This is a genomic window from Xanthomonas sp. WHRI 7945 (assembly GCF_035026585.1).
Window position 1 is genome coordinate 278,146 of record NZ_JAYIQP010000001.1, and the last position, 17,924, is coordinate 296,069.

Annotated in this window: 16 protein-coding genes; 8 read left to right on the top strand and 8 right to left on the bottom strand. The window is 69.2% G+C overall.

Translation table 11 applies throughout. From position 1 onward, the window contains the following. Nucleotides 1-3: 3 nt before the first annotated feature. On the bottom strand, nt 4-516 hold the full coding sequence (locus tag VDQ83_RS01040) for a hypothetical protein (protein ID WP_455433546.1): 513 nt from the start codon (nt 514-516) through the stop codon (nt 4-6). Between the two features lie 348 nt (nt 517-864). Beyond that, entirely contained in the window at nt 865-1,779 is a 915-nt protein-coding gene (locus tag VDQ83_RS01045) for a hypothetical protein (RefSeq protein WP_455433547.1), read from the bottom strand. Between the two features lie 130 nt (nt 1,780-1,909). Between VDQ83_RS01045 and VDQ83_RS01050 the strand changes: the two genes are divergently transcribed. Beyond that, entirely contained in the window at nt 1,910-2,275 is a 366-nt protein-coding gene (locus VDQ83_RS01050; RefSeq protein WP_455433548.1) for a PQQ-dependent sugar dehydrogenase, read from the top strand. Beyond that, complete coding sequence (locus tag VDQ83_RS01055) at nt 2,272-2,577, top strand: hypothetical protein (RefSeq protein WP_263396011.1); 306 nt, start codon at nt 2,272-2,274, stop codon at nt 2,575-2,577. The genes VDQ83_RS01050 and VDQ83_RS01055 overlap by 4 nt, the downstream gene beginning before the upstream one ends. 136 nt (nt 2,578-2,713) lie before the next feature. Here VDQ83_RS01055 and VDQ83_RS01060 read toward each other — a convergent pair whose 3' ends face one another. The 6 genes from VDQ83_RS01060 to tsaD form a co-directional block, all read right to left on the bottom strand. Then, nucleotides 2,714-3,859 carry a PQQ-dependent sugar dehydrogenase gene (locus VDQ83_RS01060; protein WP_455433549.1) on the bottom strand — a complete coding sequence of 382 codons (1,146 nt, stop codon included), beginning with the start codon at nt 3,857-3,859 and terminating at the stop codon, nt 2,714-2,716. A 197-nt stretch (nt 3,860-4,056) separates the two neighbouring features. Then, nucleotides 4,057-6,234, bottom strand: coding sequence for a glycoside hydrolase family 3 N-terminal domain-containing protein (locus tag VDQ83_RS01065; protein WP_455433550.1), 2,178 nt, complete (start codon nt 6,232-6,234; stop codon nt 4,057-4,059). 348 nt (nt 6,235-6,582) lie between these two features. Beyond that, nucleotides 6,583-7,524, bottom strand: coding sequence for an alpha-E domain-containing protein (locus VDQ83_RS01070; RefSeq protein WP_263396014.1), 942 nt, complete (start codon nt 7,522-7,524; stop codon nt 6,583-6,585). Beyond that, nucleotides 7,524-8,972 carry a circularly permuted type 2 ATP-grasp protein gene (locus tag VDQ83_RS01075; RefSeq protein WP_263396015.1) on the bottom strand — a complete coding sequence of 483 codons (1,449 nt, stop codon included), beginning with the start codon at nt 8,970-8,972 and terminating at the stop codon, nt 7,524-7,526. The genes VDQ83_RS01070 and VDQ83_RS01075 overlap by 1 nt, the downstream gene beginning before the upstream one ends. 108 nt (nt 8,973-9,080) lie before the next feature. Then, nucleotides 9,081-9,437: a dihydroneopterin aldolase gene (folB, locus tag VDQ83_RS01080; protein ID WP_263396016.1), complete on the bottom strand. Its 357-nt coding sequence runs from the start codon at nt 9,435-9,437 to the stop codon at nt 9,081-9,083. A gap of 96 nt (nt 9,438-9,533) precedes the next feature. After that, entirely contained in the window at nt 9,534-10,613 is a 1,080-nt protein-coding gene (gene tsaD / locus VDQ83_RS01085) for a tRNA (adenosine(37)-N6)-threonylcarbamoyltransferase complex transferase subunit TsaD (protein WP_455433551.1), read from the bottom strand. A gap of 121 nt (nt 10,614-10,734) precedes the next feature. Here tsaD and rpsU point away from each other — a divergent pair, with 121 nt between their 5' ends. The 6 genes from rpsU to VDQ83_RS01115 all read left to right on the top strand — a co-directional run bounded on the left by rpsU (nt 10,735) and on the right by VDQ83_RS01115 (nt 17,729). Continuing rightward, nucleotides 10,735-10,950: a 30S ribosomal protein S21 gene (gene rpsU, locus VDQ83_RS01090; protein ID WP_003465342.1), complete on the top strand. Its 216-nt coding sequence runs from the start codon at nt 10,735-10,737 to the stop codon at nt 10,948-10,950. Between the two features lie 292 nt (nt 10,951-11,242). Continuing rightward, entirely contained in the window at nt 11,243-11,689 is a 447-nt protein-coding gene (locus tag VDQ83_RS01095) for a GatB/YqeY domain-containing protein (protein ID WP_263396018.1), read from the top strand. 128 nt (nt 11,690-11,817) lie between these two features. Further along, a complete protein-coding gene (locus VDQ83_RS01100; RefSeq protein WP_263396019.1) occupies nt 11,818-12,732 on the top strand; it encodes a YihY/virulence factor BrkB family protein in 915 nt (304 codons plus the stop codon). 67 nt (nt 12,733-12,799) lie between these two features. Beyond that, nucleotides 12,800-14,536 carry a DNA primase gene (dnaG, locus tag VDQ83_RS01105; protein ID WP_455433552.1) on the top strand — a complete coding sequence of 579 codons (1,737 nt, stop codon included), beginning with the start codon at nt 12,800-12,802 and terminating at the stop codon, nt 14,534-14,536. Between the two features lie 294 nt (nt 14,537-14,830). Then, nucleotides 14,831-15,814, top strand: coding sequence for a bile acid:sodium symporter family protein (locus VDQ83_RS01110; protein ID WP_455433553.1), 984 nt, complete (start codon nt 14,831-14,833; stop codon nt 15,812-15,814). A gap of 328 nt (nt 15,815-16,142) precedes the next feature. Further along, the gene (locus tag VDQ83_RS01115; protein ID WP_455433554.1) at nt 16,143-17,729 is read left to right on the top strand and encodes a thioredoxin family protein; all 1,587 of its coding nucleotides are present in this window, start codon (nt 16,143-16,145) and stop codon (nt 17,727-17,729) included. The last annotated feature ends 195 nt before the right edge of the window (nt 17,730-17,924 follow it).

Below are 17,924 nucleotides of genomic sequence, written 5' to 3' on the forward strand. Positions count from 1 at the left end.
GGGCTAAGAATGCGGCGGCGGCGCCAGCGCGCGCATGCGCAGCAGCAAGCCGCCGGTGTGCACCAGCGAGTAGCCGATCAGCGCCGCGGCGATCGCCAGGGTCAGCGGGCTGGCGTTCTGCAGCGATTGCGCGCCGCCGCCGGAAAACGCACCGCTGGCCCAGCGCCAGGCCAGGCGCCCGATCAGCAGCACGCTGAGCCCGGCCCCGATCCACGGATTTGGCGTATAGAAACGCGCGCCATCGCGCAGTTCGATGCGGGTGTGGTGCAAGGCGAAGGCGCCCAACGCCGCACCGGCCACCACACCCAGCGCCATGCCCAGACGGACCGGCGGCAACACCGCTGCCAGGTAGGTCAGCCCCGCGGTCGCCAGCACCAGCAGCAGCATCCGCGCCACGGTCCGCCGTGGCTGCCAGGGCTGGCGACCGAAATAGCGGCGGAGGCGCCGGTAATACAGCCAGCCGATGCCGGCAGTGGCCAGGTATGGCGTGAACAAGGCGAGACCGGTGGCGGCCATGGAATCCTGCGGGGCGATGAGCGGCGTTGCCGCGGATCGTAAGCCATCGGCGGGGGGCACGCAGCCGGCGCCTGGGCCGCGGCCGAGCCGGCGTCCTCGTTCCCGGGGTGCCGCATCGCCGTTATCGAATCTTTGGATCAGCCAACGATGCCTGCAAAGGTGGCTGCCTGCGCGCACGCGGCGGTGAGTGGTTTGCTACCCCAGCACCGACATGCACCGACTCGATTCGTCGCAGGTGGCATCGCGATGTCCAGCTCAACGCCGTCGCCAACGCGAGCCACATCCGTGACCGGCTCCACAACATTGCCAGATGTCGGGCTCCAAATTGCTACGCGCCCTTAGCACGCATCACTTCATTATCGTTTGCCAGCGATCATCGCGGATCACTCCGATCGTTCTGTCCGCAAAGGACAACACCCCTTCGGCGCTGCTTCGAAGCACTGTGAATTGGAGGTCTGCTTCTTCTATATCCAAGGCAATCAACGTCTGTCCGGCAACTTTGTCCACGCCGGCCAAATGCGCTGCATATATTTCATCGTTATATGTCGCAACCCCCCAGTAACTTCTCCTCGTGTCGATCGGCTGAACAATGGACCATTGATCTGCAACGCCGATCAGTACAGCCCCATGCTTGCCAACAATGGCATAGTGGCCGTTGTCCAACCGGCAGATACTGGTAAGACCTGCCTTGGTTGGCAGATCAAGCACGGTCCAATTTTTACCGTCGAAATGCGCGGCGTAACCATCGGAAGTTACAGCGACAACGTCGCTGCGACTGCTTCCGGCGACATCCTCGATTGTCACATCCTGATAGCCAACGCTTAACTTCGGCAGCGTCTCGAACCGATCGCCAAGTAAGCGATAGACCTGGCCGACAGATCCTGCGCAGATCACATCGCCACCTATGATACGAAGTCTCCGCAGTGGGCCGATGTTACCGACGGCAGGGTTTGCGTAGGCCTTCCGCGAGGCTTTGAGCTCCTCTCTTGTTGGCGATTTCCAGTCGAAACGCACGACTGAACCGTTCTCTCCCAAGATGTAAGCAGAGCCGTCAGTAGCGGCATCAATCGAGAGAATAGCTTCTGCAGACAACCCGAACTCGAGCCAGACATCCTGCCTCCTAACGCCGATCCTGTTTTTTGGGTTGTCATGATCGTCGCCAAGCGTACAGGCAGCGATGATGATACCCGCGACCGGACTCACGCCCTCCTGAATAAAGGCCCCTTCAATAAACTCCGCATCCGATATTCCGCTCACCTTCATTAGATCCCGTTTGTTAATCGTCCGATATTATGACGGCTGGCGGCTGTTTCGCTTTGGTTGGACGATGCATGCCTGGTGCCAGCGCTGGGTGCCAGCCTGGTGTTAGATCCTCCATCCGACAGATGGCGCCATGCAACGTTCTTCTCTGGGTCTGGCTTGCAGTCTTGCCTTGGATCTGGCGGTCTCGCGGCACAGGCCGCGGCACCGGCGAAAGTCAGCGGGCGGCGTTGGCGACGTGCTGCCGCACCCGGGCTTCGCTCAGAACGGCTGGGTCTACCTGAGCTATGCCGAGGTCGGCAAAGGCGATACCCGCGGTGGCGCGGACCAGGCTCAAGTTGAATGCCCACGGCAGCGGCGCGCTGTCGGAGCTGCAGGTCGCGCCGGTGTGCAGCAACGGCGTGCACGACGCTTCATGCACCGATCACGCGGCGCTGGAACCGCATTAACGCTGCCGCCGCTAACGTCGCTGCCACATCCGCACAGGAGACGACGATGAGCGTTCCCTATCAGATTCCCGGCCGCGAACCCAACGACGACGACCGCAGCCTGGTCTCGCAATATTGGCGCGAGCGCTTCGCCGAGGAGCCGTACTACAGCGAAGGCGAGCGTTTCGAGGACTACGAGCCGGCGTATCACGCCGGACACGAGGCGCGCGTGCGCAACTTCAATCGCGCCTACGAGCAGGTGGAAGCCGAACTGCATCGCGACTGGGACAGCACCAAGGGCTCGCAGACGCTGAGCTGGAGCAAGGCGCGGCATGCGGTGCGCCGTGCCTGGGAGCGGGCGGGCCAGGATTGAGTCGCTACGACAGACGACCAAGCCTCATGCAGGAGCGGCTGCAGCCGCGTCCCGCAGCCTCGGCAAGCCCATAGGCGTTGCCGCTTGCAAGACCGCCGGCGCGCCCTGCACGAGGCGCGCCGGCCACGTTCACCGATCAACTCTCCAACGGCTGCAGCTTCAACAAACGCCCACCGCTGCCGTCTTCCAGCAGCCACAGCGCGCCGTCCGGGCCCTGCTCCACCTCGCGGATGCGCTTGCCCATGTCGTAACGCGCCGCTTCGCGCGCGCTCTCGCCGTTGAACTCGATGCGCACCAGCGACTGCGAGGACAGTCCGCCGATGAAGCCGTTGCCGCGCCATTGCGGGAACACGCTGCCGCTGTAGATGACGAAGCCGGCCGGCGAGATCACCGGGGTCCAGCTGACCTTCGGTGCGGCGAACTCCGGGCGCGTGCTGTGATCGGGGATCGGCCGGCCGTCGTAATGGTCGCCGTTGGAGACGATCGGATAGCCGTAGTTGGTGCCGCGCTGGATCAGGTTCAGTTCGTCGCCGCCGGCCGGGCCCATCTCGTGTTCCCACAGCTGGCCCTTGGCGTCGAAGGCCAGGCCGAGCACGTTGCGGTGGCCGAGCGACCACACCTGCGCCGCGACGCCGCCGCGGCGCGCGAACGGGTTGTCGGCCGGCACGCTGCCGTCGTCGTTGAGGCGCACGATCTTGCCCAGGTTGCCGCTCATGTCCTGCGCCGGATCGAACTTCTGCCGCTCGCTGGAGCTGATCCACAGCTTGCCGTCCGGCCCGAACGCCAGGCGGTGGCCATAGTGGCCCTGGCCGGACACCTTGGGCTGCTGGCGCCAGATCACCTTCAGCTGCGACAGCGCGCCGCCGCCATTGCCGTCCAGGGTCAGCTTGGCGCGCGCCACCGCGCCGCCGCGGGTGTCGCCGCTGCCGGCCTCGGCGTAGCTCAGATAGACCCAGCCGTTCTGGGCGAAGCCTGGGTGCGGCAGCACGTCGCCGAATCCGCCCTGGCCGCCGTAGGCGACCGCGGGCACGCCGCTGACCGTGCCGGTGCGGCCGCTGGCCGGGTCGAAGCGCTTCAGCGTGCCGCGCTTCTCGCTGACCAGGGCGCTGCCGTCGGGCAGGAAGCTCATCGCCCAAGGCTCGTTGAAGGTGGCGAACGGCGTGGCCGAAAACGGCCAGTCGCCGCGCCGCTCCGCCGTCTTGGTCGCCGGCGCCGCGTGCGCGGCGGACACGGCCAGACTCACTGCCAACGCACAGGCCAGGCCCAGGAGAGAACGTTGCATGACGTGCACCTATCGGATGGGGTCGAACGCCGAACCTAGCAAACCAGGCGTAGACGGCAAGCATGCAGCGGCCAAGCCGTGGCCGCGGTCACGCGACGCGCCCGCGCGCGGTAGACAGGAACCCGCCACGGGCCGCGCAGGGGTTGGCCGCGCGGCATGCCGCCGGGCGCCCCGCCTGCACGGAAGCCCGCGAGGCCTTACGCCTGCGCCAGCAGTTCGAAGCCGACCGGTTCGCCGCTGGCCGAGGAGGCGCACACCCACAGGTCGAACAGCCCCGGCTCGGCCTCGAAGCGGCCGTCGCGGCCGCTGAAGGCCAGCGCGCGGCGGTCCAGGGTGAACACCACCTCCACGCTCTGCCCCGGCGCCAGCTGCACCTTGCGGAAGCCTTTCAGCTCGCGCACCGGGCGCACCCGGCTGGCGACGCGGTCGTGCACGTACAACTGCACCACTTCCTCGCCGGCGCGCTCGCCGACGTTGTCGATGCGGGTGGTCACAGTCAGCGTGTCGTCCCAACCCAGTTGCACGTGATCCAGCTGCGGCGTGCCGTAGGCGAAGCGGGTGTAGCCGATGCCGTGGCCGAACGGATACAGCGGCGCGTTCGGGATCTCGCGCCAGCGCGCCTTGAACTCGCTCATCGTCGGCAGTTCCGGCCGGCCGGTGCGCGCATGGTTGTAGAAGTACGGCTGCTGGCCCGGATCGAGCGGGAAGCTGACCGGCAGGCGTGCCGACGGGTTGTAGTCGCCGAACAGCACGTCGGCCACCGCCGGGCCGGTCTGCGTGCCCAGGTACCAGGTCACCGCGATCGCCGCCGCGTCGCGCACCGCGCCCTGCAGCGCCAGCGCGCGGCCATTGCGCAGCAGCACCACCAGCGGCGTGCCGGTGGCGGCCACTGCCTCGGCCAGCGCCTGCTGCGCCGGCGGCAGCACGATCTGCGTGCGCGACTGCGCCTCGCCGCTGTAGCGCTGCGGCTCGCCCAGCGCCAGCACCACCACGTCGGCGGCGCGCGCGGCGGCCACCGCCGCCTCGATGCCGCCGTCCAGCGGCGCTTCCAGGTCGCAGCCCGGCAGCACGCTCAGCGCGTCGGCGTCTTCGAGCGCCGCGCGCACGCCGGCCTCCAGGGTCACGTAGCGGGTCTTGTCGCCGAACAGCGTCCAGCAGCCCTCGATGTTCTCGCGGTCCTGCACGAACGGCCCGATCAGCGCGATCTTCTGCCCGCGCTTGCGCAGCGGCAGCACGTCGCCGTCGTTCTTCAGCAGCACGATCGAGCGCCGCGCCGCCTCGCGCGACAACGCATCGTGCGCGACGATGTGCGACTGGTCGGCCTCGCGCGCCGGGTCCAGCGAGCGGTACGGATCGTCGAACAGGCCGATCGCCTCCTTCAGCGCCAGCACCCGCCGCACCGCCGCGTCCAGCGCGGCCATCGGCACTTCGCCATCGGCCACCAGCGACGGCAGATGCGCGGCGTAGAAGCCGCTCTGCATGCTCATGTCCATGCCGGCCAGGAACGCCTTCTTGGTCGCGTCGCGCTCGTCGGCGGCATAGCCGTGCGCGATCAGCTCCATGTCGGCGGTGTAGTCGGAGATGACCACGCCGGGGAAGTTCCACTCGCCGCGCAGGATCTCGGTCAGCAGCTCGTGGTTGGCGCTGGCCGGCACGCCGTTGATGTCGTTGAACGAGGTCATCACGCTCAGCGCGCCGGCGCCGAACGCGGCCTGGAACGGCGGCAGGTGCACGTCGCGCAGGGTCTGCGGGGCGATGTCCACGCTGTTGTAGTCCATGCCCGCGGCGACCGCGCCGTAGGCGGCGAAATGCTTGGGCGTGGCCAGCAGCGCGTCGTGCGCGCGCAGGTCCGGGCCCTGGAAGCCGCGCACGCGCGCGGCGGCGAACGCGCAGCCCAGCACCACGTCCTCGCCGGCGCCCTCGGCGCCACGGCCCCAGCGCTGGTCGCGGGCGATGTCCACCGCCGGCGCATAGGTCCAGTGGATGCCGGCGGCGGTGGCCTCGATCGCGGTGGCGCGCGCAGTGCGCTCGGCGAGGTCTGGCTCGAAGCTGGCGGCCTCGCCCAGCGGGATCGGGAACACGGTGCGCATGCCGTGGATCACGTCCGCGGCCAGGATCACCGGAATGCCCAGGCGGCTCTCTTCCAGCGCCGTCTGCTGGATCCGCCGCCCCAGTTCGGCGCCTACGCCATTGAACAGCGAGCCGACCCGGCCGGCGCGCACCTGCTGCAGCACCTCATCGGCATTGCTGACGTTCGCTTCCGGATTCACGTCCGGCGCGAACGGGCGCACCATGTCGGCGAAGACGCCGAGCTGGCCGACCTTCTCTTCGACGGTCATGCGGGCGATGAGCGATTCGATACGATCCGAAGCCATGGGGTCCTTTGAGAAAACGTTTACATAGCCGTCAATTCTAGCTCTCCGGCCAGTCGAAAGAGCAAATTGTGCGGCCGGATTCGCCTATTCAGCAAACTGTCTACCGCCGCGCCCGCCCTGCCCGCCGGGAGCTCCATACGCCTCCGGATCCCGCAATCCCGCCGTTTGCGGCACGAGACCGCCATGCGCGGCGGTCAAGCCAGGCACACACGACAACTGCCGGGCGCAGCCGCGATCGCGCCTCTCCTGCCTCCGGCACGGCACCCGATTGCGTCTCACCAACCCTGCGACGCCGACCGCAGACCCTCGCGGCTGCGGCGAGGACCGGCGCGACGCCGCAACGGGCGCTCAGGAACTGAAGTAGGCCTCGGCGATCGCCGTATGCAGATGGCCCAGATGGGTCTGGATCTCGTCCATGAACTCGGCCGGATTGTGCCGCGCCAGGTAGGCCGGGTCGGCGTTGCGCACCAGCCCGTTGATCCGCATCAGCGCGCGCTCCACGTTCGGCCGCGGCGGCATCGTCGGCAGGATGTGCTGGGCGCGGGTCAGGCAGAAATGCACGCTGCGCGGGAAATCGTTGTTCTGCAGCAGGAAGCGCAGCGCGTGCTCGCCGGTGACGCGCTGGCGCACGTGGCGGCGGTACATCTGGTAGGCCGCCAGCGAGCGCAGCACGCTCATCCACTGCATGTTCTGGTAGGCCTCCAGATCGTCGGCCTTGCGCGGGGTGATCAGGCCCGAGGCGCCGGCATCGATGATCCGCGTGGTCATGTCGGCCTGTTCGATCGCCGTACCCAGGCGCAGGAACTGGAAGCCGATGTCGCGGCTGACGTTGGCGGTGAGCAGGCCGGACACCTTCAGGCAGGCGTCGGTGACGTGGCCGAGGAACTCCATCCGGTAGCGGCGGCCGACGCTGCGCTCGCCGTTGGCGTCGATGTACAGGTGCAGGTCGTTGACCGCCTCCCACACTTCCTGCGGCAGCGTGTCGCGGATGCCGCGCAGCAGCTCGCGCGCCTGCCGCGCCGAAGTGCGCAGCGAGGACGGATTGCGCTCGTCCAGCAGCAGGAAACGCACCACGTCGGCATCGCCGACGTCGTCGCCGGCCTGCGGGAACCACACGTTGAAGATCTCGCCGGCGCCGACCGTGTCGATCATCGGCCGCCAGGCGAAGCGCACCGAGCGCGGCAGGTCCAGCTGCAGCAGACTGCCCACGCCGACCAGGCGCGCGGTGGTCTCGGCACGGCGCACGTAGCGGCTGAACCAGTAGAGGTTGTCGGCGACGCGCGAGAGCATCAGTCCGTCTCCTCGTCCAGATCCACCACCCAGGTGTCCTTGGCGCCGCCGCCCTGCGAGGAATTGACCACCAGCGAACCCTCTTCCATCGCCACCCGGGTCAGCCCGCCGGTGGTGACGTAGACGTCTTCGCGCGACAGGATGAACGGGCGCAGGTCCAGGTGCCGCGCCGACGGACCGACCTCGGTCACGATCGGCGCGGTGGACAGGCCCAGCGTCGGCTGCGCCATGTAGTTGCGCGGGTCGGCCTGAATCAGCCTGCGGAACTCGTCGCGCTGGCGCTTGGTCGAGCGCGGCCCGATCAGCATGCCGTAGCCGCCCGATTCGTTGGCCGGCTTCACCACCAGCTGGTCGAGATGCTCGAGCACGTATTGGCGATCCTTGTCGTCGTGGCACAGGTAGCTGGGCACGTTGGGCAGGATCGGCTCCTCGTCCAGGTAGTAGCGGATCATCTTCGGCACGTAGGCGAACACCACCTTGTCGTCGGCCACGCCGGCGCCGGGCGCGTTGGCCAGCGCCACCTTGCCGGCGCGCCAGCTGCGGATCAGCCCGGGCACGCCTAGCACCGAATCGGGGTGGAACACCTCCGGATCGATGAACAGGTCGTCGACCCGGCGATAGATCACATCGACCCGGCGCGGCCCGTAGATGGTGCGCATGTAGGTGCAGTCGTCGTCGGCGACGAACAGGTCGTCGCCCTCGACTAGCTCGATGCCCATCGCCTGCGCCAGGTAGGCATGCTCGAAATACGCGCTGTTGAAGATGCCCGGGGTCAGCAGCGCGATCACCGGCTGGTCGCCGGGCCGCGGCGACAGCGCGGCCAGGGTGTCGTACAGCTGCGAGGGATACTCGTCCACCGGCAGGATCGCGCTGGTCTCGAACAGTTCGGGAAACACGCGCTTGGCGACCATGCGGTTTTCCAGCATGTACGACACGCCGCTGGGAATGCGCAGGTTGTCCTCCAGCGCGTACAGCGTGCCGTCGGCATCGCGCACCAGGTCCGAGCCGCAGATGTGCGCCCACACCCCCAGCGCCGGCGTAATGCCCACGCATTGCGGGCGGAAGTTCACCGAGTGCTCCAGCAGCATCGCCGGGAACACCTTGTCCTTGACGATGCGCTGCGCGCCGTAGACGTCGCCGATGAACAGGTTGAGCGCGCGCATGCGCTGCTTCAGCCCGGCCTCGGTGCGCTCCCATTCGCGCAGCGGGATCACCCGCGGGATCAGGTCGAACGGCAGCGTGCGGTCGACGTTGCGGCCATCGGAATAGACGGTGAAGGTGATGCCCATGACCCGCGCGGCGACATCGGCGGCGAGCTGGCGTTCGGACAATTCGCGCCCCGAAAGGCTGGACAGGTATTCGATGACCCGGCGGGCGGCGGGACGCGGCTGGCCATCGGCCTGGATCAGCTCGTCGTAGGTGGCCGTGCGGTACTTGCTCCAGTCCATCGTGCCCCGTCGTTGTACGCCACCGAGCGCGATCGGCCAGATGTTGCGTTGCACAGCAACATGCACGGAACCGGAATGAGCGTCAAGCGGCGCCGGCGCAGGCCGCGCTCAGCCGTCGCGGCTGCGCTCGATGATCACGCCCACCGCCTGCGCGCCGCGCACCGCGCCCGGCTTGCTCAGCTTCAGGCGCAGCCAGCGCACGTCGAACTCGGCCAGCACCGCGGCCGCGCAGCGCTCGGCCAGCGTCTCCACCAGGCCGCAGTCGGACTGCTCGACCAGTTCCACCAGGCGCTTGCTGACCGCCTTGTAGTTGAGCGTATCGGCGATGTCGTCGCTGGCCGCCGGCACGCGGTTGTCGAAGCCCATCTCCAGGTCGAAGCGCAAGGTCTGCCGGATCCGCCGCTCCCAATCGTAGATGCCGATCAGCGCGTCGATTTCCAGACCTTCGATGAAAACTTTATCCATTGGGGGCAGGGATTCGGGATCGGGGATTCGGGAATGGTAAGAGCAAAGGCGAAAGCAGAGGCAAAAGCAGAGACCGGAGCCCGCACGCAGCCGCTTCTACGAATCCCCAATCCCCAATCCCGAATCCCGCGCTGCCGCCAACGGCGGCAGCGCCGCCATGTCCCAGCGCGGCGTCACCCGCACCGCCGCGTCGCTGGACTGTCCGGCCTGCAGGCGCAGTGCGCCGGCGAAGGCGATCATCGCGCCGTTGTCGGTGCACAGCGCCGGGCGCGGGAAGCAGGCGCGGCCGCCGCGCGCCTGCGCCATCGCCTGCAGCTTGGCGCGCAGGCGCAGGTTGGCGCCGACGCCGCCGGCGACCACGATGGTGTCGCTGCCGGCCGCCTGCAGCGCGCGCTCGCACTTGATCGCCAGCGTGTCCACCACCGCGTCCTCGAAGCCGCGGGCGATGTCGGCGCGGGTGGCCTCGCTCTGGTCGCTGCCGCGCCAGGCCAGCAGCACCTGGGTCTTGAGCCCGGAGAAGCTGAAATCCAGCCCTGGGCGGTCGGTCATCGGCCGCGCGAAGCGGAACCGGCCCGGCGTGCCCTGGGCGGCCAGCGCGGCCAGCTGCGGGCCGCCCGGGTACGGCAGGCCCATCATCTTGGCGGTCTTGTCGAAGGCTTCGCCGGCCGCATCGTCCAGGGTCTCGCCGAGCAGCCGGTACTGGCCGATCGCCTCCACCGCGATCAGCTGGGTATGCCCGCCGGACACCAGCAGCGCCACGAACGGCGGCGCCGGCACGCCGTGCACCGGGTCCGGGTCCTCCATCAGCGGCGCCAGCAGGTGGCCTTCCATATGGTGGACGCCGATCGCCGGCACCTCCAGCGCCCAGGCCAGCGCGCGGGCGACGCCGGCGCCGACCAGCAGCGCGCCGACCAGGCCCGGGCCGGCGGTGTACGCCACCCCGTCCAGGTCGCGCACGTCGAGCCCGGCCTCGGCCAGGGTCTGGCGGATCAGCGGCAGCAGCTTGCGCACGTGGTCGCGGCTGGCCAGTTCCGGCACCACACCGCCGTATTCGGCGTGCAGCGCGATCTGGCTGTACAGCCCGTGCGCGCGCAGCGCGGCCGCGCCGGACAGGGCGGTGTCGTAGACGGCGACGCCGGTTTCGTCGCAGCTGGATTCGATGCCGAGGACTCTCATGGATGCCATTGTGGGGCCGAATCGGCGGCAGGCAAACGCCCCGCTTGCAGCCAGGAAATCAGTCGCTATAATGTGCGGCTCGCCGGGCGTGACCCGGTCACCATTGTGTCCCGGAGATTCCATGCCCAGCGTCAAAGTCCGCGAGAACGAGCCCTTCGAGTTTGCGCTCCGTCGCTTCAAGCGCACCTGCGAAAAGGCCGGCGTGCTGGCCGAAACCCGCAAGCGCGAGTTCTACGAAAAGCCGACCCAGGAACGCAAGCGCAAGGCCGCAGCCGCGGTGAAGCGTCAGCTGCGCCGGACGTCTCGCGACGTCACCAAGCGTCAGCGTCTGTACTGAGGATCGCGGTTTGCGGTAGCGGGTTGTGCCGGTTTCGGCATCCGCTACGGTAAGCCCACGAAGCCGGCACGCGCAAGCGTCGCCGGCTTTTTGTGTGGCCCGGATTCTTCGCCGGCCGCACCGGTGCAGCGATCTCCTGGCCCCGGCAGCGTTATTGGCAGCCGTGCGGCCTCGCCAGCCGCAGGCGCACCCGTCCTGCTCCGCTCGCGCCCCCGCATGCGCCCGGCCCGGCGCCGACGTGCGCAGCGCCTAGAATGAACGCCCTTCTTTTCCCTTCCCCCTGGAGCCCCTCATGACCCTCAAGCAGCAGCTCATCGACGACATGAAGGCCGCGATGAAGGCCCGCGACACGCACAGCCTGGGCGTGATCCGGCTGATCAACGCCGCGATCAAGCAGAAGGAAGTGGACGAGCGCAAGGACGTGGACGACGCCGCGGTGCTGGCGTTGATGGACAAGATGGTCAAGCAGCGCAAGGATTCGGTGAGCCAGTACGCCGCGGCCGGCCGCGAGGACCTGGCATCGATCGAGCGCGAGGAGATCGTGGTGATCGAGCGCTACCTGCCGGCCAAGCTCGGCGAGGCCGAGATCGTCGCCGCGATCCAGGCCGCGATCGCGCAGACCGGCGCCAGCGGCGCGGCCGACATGGGCAAGCTGATGGCCGTGCTGAAGCCGGCGCTGGCCGGCAAGGCCGACATGGGCCTGGTCTCGGTGCTGGTCAAGCAGCAACTGGCCGGTTGATCCGGCGGCGGGTTTCACCCGCCTTTCGGCCGCCGGCTGCTACAACGCCGGCGACCCGCGACACTTTTTCGCGCAGCGCGGGCCCGGCATCGCGATGCCGCGCGCCGCCGAAGGCCGTGCCCGCTCCCATGTCCCTGTCGCTGTCGCCCACCCGCCTGCAAAAACACCTCGAACGCCTGCAGCAGAGCCTGCCGGCGGCGCTGCTGCGGCGCTTCGTCGAGATCGACGTGATGACCCAGGCCGCGTCGCTGTCGTTCTATGCGCTGCTGTCGCTGGCGCCGCTGCTGGTGTTGCTGCTGTGGCTGACCGCCTCGCTGTACCCGCAGGCGCAGCAGGCCTTCATCGAGCAGATCGGGCAGCTGGCCGGGCACGGCGCGCGCGAAGTGGCGCAGACCATCATCGACAACGCCAAGAACCAGCCCAGCGTCGGTTCGCTGGCCGGGCTGTGGAGCACGCTGCTGCTGTTCGTCGGCGCCACCGCGGTGTTCGCGCAGCTGCAGAACGCGCTGAACCTGATCTTCCGCACCGACAAGCAGCGCCTGGAAGGCGTCATGGCGTGGCTGAAGAAGCGCGTGTTCTCCTTCGGCGTGGTGCTGGGACTGGGCTTTCTGCTGCTGATCTCGATGATCCTGACCACGGTGGTGCAGGTGCTGTTCGCGCGCCTGCCGTCGCTGCTGCCCGCGGTGGGCTACGTCTCCACGCTGGCGATCTACATCCTGGCCTTCGCCGTGCTCTACCACTACCTGCCGGACCGGCGCGTGGAGTGGCGCCAGGCGGTGATCGGCGGCGCCATCACCGCCTGCCTGTTCGTGGCCGGGCGCTATGCGATCGGCCTGTACATCGCCACCGCCGCACCGGGCAGCGCCTACGGCTCGATGGGCGCGCTGGTGATCCTGCTGGTGTGGATCTACTACGCCACCGTGGTGTTCTTCGTCGGCGCGCTAATCACCGCGGTGATCGACGAACGCCTGCGCTCGCGGCGCAAGCTGGCCGCCGCCGGGATCGACGCCAGCGCGATCACGGCGATTCCGCCGCAGCTGTAGCACCGCAACGCCAGGGTTTGCGGCCCGATCCGTGGCCGCGGCGCGGACGCATGGCATCCTATCGCCCATGGCCCGCATCCCCGACGCATTCATCGACGACCTGCTCGCCCGCACCGACATCGTCGAGGTGGTCGGCACGCGCGTGCCGCTGAAGCGCCAGGGCAAGGAATACGCGGCGCGCTGCCCGTTCCACGACGAGCGCTCGGCCTCGTTCACGGTGTCGCCGACCAAGCAGTTCTACCACTGCTTCGGCTGCGGCGCGCACGGCACCGCGATCAGCTTCCTGATGAACTACGACCGCCTCGAGTTCCTCGACGCGGTCGACGAACTGGCCAAGCGCGCCGGCATGGAAGTGCCGCGCGACGCGCAGCAGCGCGGCGCCGCGCAGGCCGCCGGCGACGACCATCGCGACCTGTACTCGGCGCTGGACGCGGCGACCAAGTTCTTCCAGCGCCAGCTCGAATCCAGCGACAAGGCGCGCAGCTATCTCGACGGCCGCGGCGTGGACGCGGACAACCGCACGCGCTTCCAGATCGGCTACGCGCCGGACGGCTTCAGCGCGCTGAAGGACGCGCTGGGCACCGACGAGCGCCGCCACAAGCTGCTCGAGCGCGCCGGGCTGTTCTCCAAGAACGAGCGCGGCCACGTCTACGACAAGTTCCGCGACCGGGTCATGTTCCCGATCTTCGACCGCCGCGGCCGGGTCATCGCCTTCGGCGGCCGGGTCATGGACAAGGACGACGGCCCCAAGTACCTGAACTCGCCGGAAACCGCGCTGTTCCACAAGGGCCGCGAGCTGTATGGCCTGTGGCAGGTGCGCCAGGCCAACCAGAAGATCGAGCGGCTGATCGTGGTCGAAGGCTACATGGACGTGGTCTCGCTGTTCCAGTTCGGCGTTACCCAGGCGGTGGCGACGCTGGGCACCGCGACCACCTCCGAGCACGCCGAGCTGCTGTTCCGCAACGCGCCGGACGTGTTCTTCTGCTTCGACGGCGACGCCGCCGGCCGCCGCGCCGGCTGGAAGGCGCTGGAATCGGTGTTGCCGCGGATGAAGGACGGACGCCAGGCGTTCTTCCTGTTCCTGCCCGACGGCGAGGACCCGGACAGCATCGTGCGCAAGGAAGGCGCCGACGGCTTCGCCGCGCGCCTGCAGCAGGCCACGCCGCTGTCGCAGTTCTTCTTCGACGAACTCTCGCGCGAGGTCAACCTGGCCACGCTCGACGGCAAGGCGCGGCTGGCCGAACGCGCACGGCCAATGCTGGCGCAGATCCCCGATGGCGCCTTCGGCGACCTGATGCGCCAGCGCCTGGCCGAGATCACCGGCATCGGCGGCCCCGCGCCCGCCGCCGCGCAGCCGGCCAAGCCGCCGCCGCGCGCGGTGCGGCCCACGCAGAAGCGCAGCCTGGTGCGCGAGGCGATCGTGCGCCTGCTGCATACGCCTTCGCTGGCGCTGGACCTGCCGCCGCCCTACCCGTTCGCCGGCCTGCGCCTGCCCGGCATCGAACTGATGATCGAGCTGCTGGAGATCGTGCACACGCGCCCGGAGATCACCACCGGCGCGCTGCTCGAACACTTCCACGAACGCGAGGAACTGGCCGCGCTGCAGAAACTGGCGGTGCAGGAGATTCCCGGCGAGACCGCCAGCTGGCGCCAGGAACTGCACGACGTGGTGGTGCAACTGGAGCGGCAGACCCTGCAGCAGCGGCTGGAGGAACTGCAGGCCAAGCAACGCGCGCAAGGCCTGGACGAGACCGACAAGTACGAACTGCGCGAGCTGTTGCGGCTGCGCGCCAGCGCACATTGACGTGGTGCGCCGGCCTGCGAGCAGAATGCATGCTGTGCTGGCGCAGCTTGCGTGCGTGGGCGACCGGAGCCGTTCGCGGTCTGCGCCACATGCGCGGCGTATCGCGTCCCCCCGTCCACGCGATGCCCGCGCCACTGAGGGTGGTCCGCGTTGGCCACTGCGCGGCGCGGCCGCTTTCTGCGCGACCGCCGCAGTCGCGAGCGCTACGCACGAGGGTGTCGTTCCGCACGCAGTGGCGCGATCGCTTCCTCACCGCCCGCGCCGACGAACCCCTTCGCCGAGATTCCGCCACCGATGAGCCTGCTGAAAAAACTCCGCATCGAACCGTTCACCCTGGCCCTGCTCGGCACGGTGCTGCTGGCCTCGCTGCTGCCGGTGCAGGGCCGCGCCGCGGCGGTGATGGACGACGCCACCGATATCGCCATCGCGGCGCTGTTCTTCCTGCACGGCGCGCGGCTGTCGCGCGAGGCGATCGTCGCCGGCGCGCTGCACTGGCGCCTGCACCTGACCATCCTCGCCGCCACCTTCGTGCTGTTCCCGCTGCTCGGCCTGTTGCTCAAGCCGCTGTCGCACTGGCTGCTGACCCCGGAGCTGTACATCGGCGTGCTGTTCCTGTGCGCGCTGCCGTCCACCGTGCAATCGTCGATCGCGTTCACTTCGATGGCCGGCGGCAACGTGCCGGCGGCGGTGTGCAGCGCCTCGCTGTCGAGCCTGCTCGGTGTGTTCCTGACGCCGTTGCTGATGGGCCTGCTCGCCGGTGCGCAGAGCGCGATGGCCAACCCGCTGGAGGCGATGGGCAAGATCATGCTGCAGCTGCTGGTGCCGTTCGTGGTCGGCCACCTGCTGCGGCGCTGGATCGGCGGCTGGGTCGAACGGCGCCGCGCGGTGCTGCGCTACACCGACCAGGGCGTGATCCTGCTGGTGGTGTACACCGCCTTCAGCGCCGCGGTGATCGAAGGCCTGTGGCGCAAGACGCCGCTGCCGGCGCTGCTCGGGGTGGCGCTGGTCGCCGCGCTGCTGCTGGCGCTGGCGATGGGACTGATCACCTTCGCCGCGCGGCGGCTGGGCTTCGCCCGCCAGGACGAGATTCCGATCGTGTTCTGCGGCTCGAAGAAGAGCCTGGCCACCGGCGTGCCGATGGCCAAGGTGCTGTTCGCCAGCGGCAGCCTCGGCGCGATCGTGCTGCCGGTGATGATCTACCACCAGATCCAGCTGATCGTCTGCGCCTTCATCGCGCAGCGCTACGCGCGCGATACGAAGACGGCGACACAGGACTAGCGAGCGCGCGGCACGGCGACGGATCGGCGCGGCCTGCCCGAGAAGGCGCGGCCGACGCCTGCGTGCGTGCACAACACGCCGATCGCGGCGAGCCGCCGTGGCAAAACAGCAACGTTGCGCCATGACGGCCCGCCACGCGCCGTCGTTCGCGCCGTGTGGCAAACGCGCGCCGGCCGCCGCCGCTGAATCGCGGCATATGCAAATGCGCAAACGACATGTCCGCCGGGTACCCGCGGCACGATCGGCTAGGTAGAGTGCGCGATTGGCGCCATGGCCTGCACGGCATCCGCTGTTGCCGCTCCTCCCCTCTTCGCCCGGTGACCGACGTATGCGCCGTACGCTCCGCCTTTCCGTGATGACGTCCGCCAGCCTTGCCGCAGTGCTGGCGCTGGGCGGCTGCGACAAGCCGCCCGCCGCCTCCAAGCCACAGACCGCTGCGCCGGCCAAGACGCCCGACAGCGCCGGCATCGCCTGGCGCGAGGGCGACGTCGACGACGCCTTCGCAGAAGCCCGTGAACACAACAAGCCAGTGCTGCTGTACTGGGGCGCGGCCTGGTGCCCGCCGTGCAACCGGCTCAAGGCCACGCTGTTCAAGGACCCGGCCTTCATCGCCCGCACCCGCGCCTTCGTCGCGGTGCACCTGGACGGCGATTCGGAAGGCGCGCAGGCCTGGGGCGAACGCTTCGGCATCAAGGGCTACCCGACCATCATCGTGCTGCGCCCCGATCGCAGCGAGGTCACCCGCCTGGCCGGCGACAGCGACACCGGCCGGCTGGCCGAAGCGTTGCGCGTGGCGGCGACCCGCACCACCAGCTCGACGCAACTGCTGCAACAGGCGCTGAAAGCGCCCACCACGCTCGGCGCCGACGACTGGACCCTGCTCGGCGAATACGGCTGGGCGGTGGATGCGAGCCAGTTGGTCAAGCCGGAGCAGGCCGCCGGCGTGCTCGCGCAATTGGCCGCCGCCGCGCCGCAGCCGGCACTGCAGCGCCGCTTCGCACTGCTGGCGCTGGCCGCGCAGGATCCGGACAAGGCCGGTGCCATGGAGGCCAAGCGCCGCGCCACTGATCGCCGCCTGCTGCAGGCGGTGCTGGCCGATCCGGCCGAGGTCCGCGCCAACCGCAGCACCCTGACCTACTCGGCGCGCGAGCTGGTCCAGGCCGCGGCCGCCGATGCCGGCGAACGGGCCACGCTGTCGCGCGCGCTGAGTCACGCGCTGGACCAGGTCTACGCCGACGCGAGCCTACCGATCAGCGATCGCCTGGACACCGCCTATGCCGACATCCAACTGGCGCGGCTGGCGCAGGGCCAGCCGGCCGATCCGGGCGACGCGCCGCATCCGCCGTTGCCGGCCGCGGTGACCGAAAAGGTACAGCAGCGCGTGCGCTGGGCCGAACAGGCCGCCAAGACCGACTACGAACGCCAGTCCACGATCAGCAACGCCGCCGGCCTGCTCGACGACGCCGGTGACAGCGCCGGCGCCGAACAGCTGCTGCTGGCCGAACTGGGGCGCAGCAAGACGCCGTACTACTACATGCCGGAACTGTCCGGCCTGGCCGAGGCGCGCGGCGACAGGCAGACCGCGCTGTACTGGCTGAAGAAGGCCTACGAGAGCGCCGAAGGCCCCGCCACCCGGGTGCAGTGGGGCGTGCTCTATGTCGATGGCCTGATCCGGCTGCAGCCGGACAATGCGGCCGCAATCGAGGCCGCCGCAGGCCAGGTCATCGGCGAACTGGCCGGGCAGCCCGGCGGCTACCACCAGCGCACCAAGCAGCGCTTCGACACCCTGGCCAAGACCCTGCAGGGCTGGAGCAAGGGCCATGGCGGCAGCGCCGTGCTCGCACGCCTGCAACACAAGATGCAGCAAAGCTGCGGCAGCCAGGACCGCGACAGCTGCCAGCACTGGCTGAGCTGAGCGCCCGGGTCATCGCGGCATGCGCCCGTGCTGGCGCACGCGCCTGCCTAGGCAGCGCGCGCCGCGCCGGGCGCCATCGAACGAAAGGCATCGCACAAACATATTCGAGGGGGGCTCGCCGCGGATGCCGCTTGGTGCGCGGCGTGTCCAGCGGCCGGCGCGGCGTCGAGCGACGCCGCCCACCGCCGCGCCAGC

Coding starts and splice junctions, on each gene's coding strand:
- VDQ83_RS01040 (WP_455433546.1), bottom strand. CDS start 516: ATGGCCGCCACCGGTCTCGCCTTGTTCACGCCATACCTGGCCACTGCC.
- VDQ83_RS01045 (WP_455433547.1), bottom strand. CDS start 1,779: ATGAAGGTGAGCGGAATATCGGATGCGGAGTTTATTGAAGGGGCCTTT.
- VDQ83_RS01050 (WP_455433548.1), top strand. CDS start 1,910: ATGCAACGTTCTTCTCTGGGTCTGGCTTGCAGTCTTGCCTTGGATCTG.
- VDQ83_RS01055 (WP_263396011.1), top strand. CDS start 2,272: ATGAGCGTTCCCTATCAGATTCCCGGCCGCGAACCCAACGACGACGAC.
- VDQ83_RS01060 (WP_455433549.1), bottom strand. CDS start 3,859: ATGCAACGTTCTCTCCTGGGCCTGGCCTGTGCGTTGGCAGTGAGTCTG.
- VDQ83_RS01065 (WP_455433550.1), bottom strand. CDS start 6,234: ATGGCTTCGGATCGTATCGAATCGCTCATCGCCCGCATGACCGTCGAA.
- VDQ83_RS01070 (WP_263396014.1), bottom strand. CDS start 7,524: ATGCTCTCGCGCGTCGCCGACAACCTCTACTGGTTCAGCCGCTACGTG.
- VDQ83_RS01075 (WP_263396015.1), bottom strand. CDS start 8,972: ATGGACTGGAGCAAGTACCGCACGGCCACCTACGACGAGCTGATCCAG.
- folB (WP_263396016.1), bottom strand. CDS start 9,437: ATGGATAAAGTTTTCATCGAAGGTCTGGAAATCGACGCGCTGATCGGC.
- tsaD (WP_455433551.1), bottom strand. CDS start 10,613: ATGAGAGTCCTCGGCATCGAATCCAGCTGCGACGAAACCGGCGTCGCC.
- rpsU (WP_003465342.1), top strand. CDS start 10,735: ATGCCCAGCGTCAAAGTCCGCGAGAACGAGCCCTTCGAGTTTGCGCTC.
- VDQ83_RS01095 (WP_263396018.1), top strand. CDS start 11,243: ATGACCCTCAAGCAGCAGCTCATCGACGACATGAAGGCCGCGATGAAG.
- VDQ83_RS01100 (WP_263396019.1), top strand. CDS start 11,818: ATGTCCCTGTCGCTGTCGCCCACCCGCCTGCAAAAACACCTCGAACGC.
- dnaG (WP_455433552.1), top strand. CDS start 12,800: ATGGCCCGCATCCCCGACGCATTCATCGACGACCTGCTCGCCCGCACC.
- VDQ83_RS01110 (WP_455433553.1), top strand. CDS start 14,831: ATGAGCCTGCTGAAAAAACTCCGCATCGAACCGTTCACCCTGGCCCTG.
- VDQ83_RS01115 (WP_455433554.1), top strand. CDS start 16,143: ATGCGCCGTACGCTCCGCCTTTCCGTGATGACGTCCGCCAGCCTTGCC.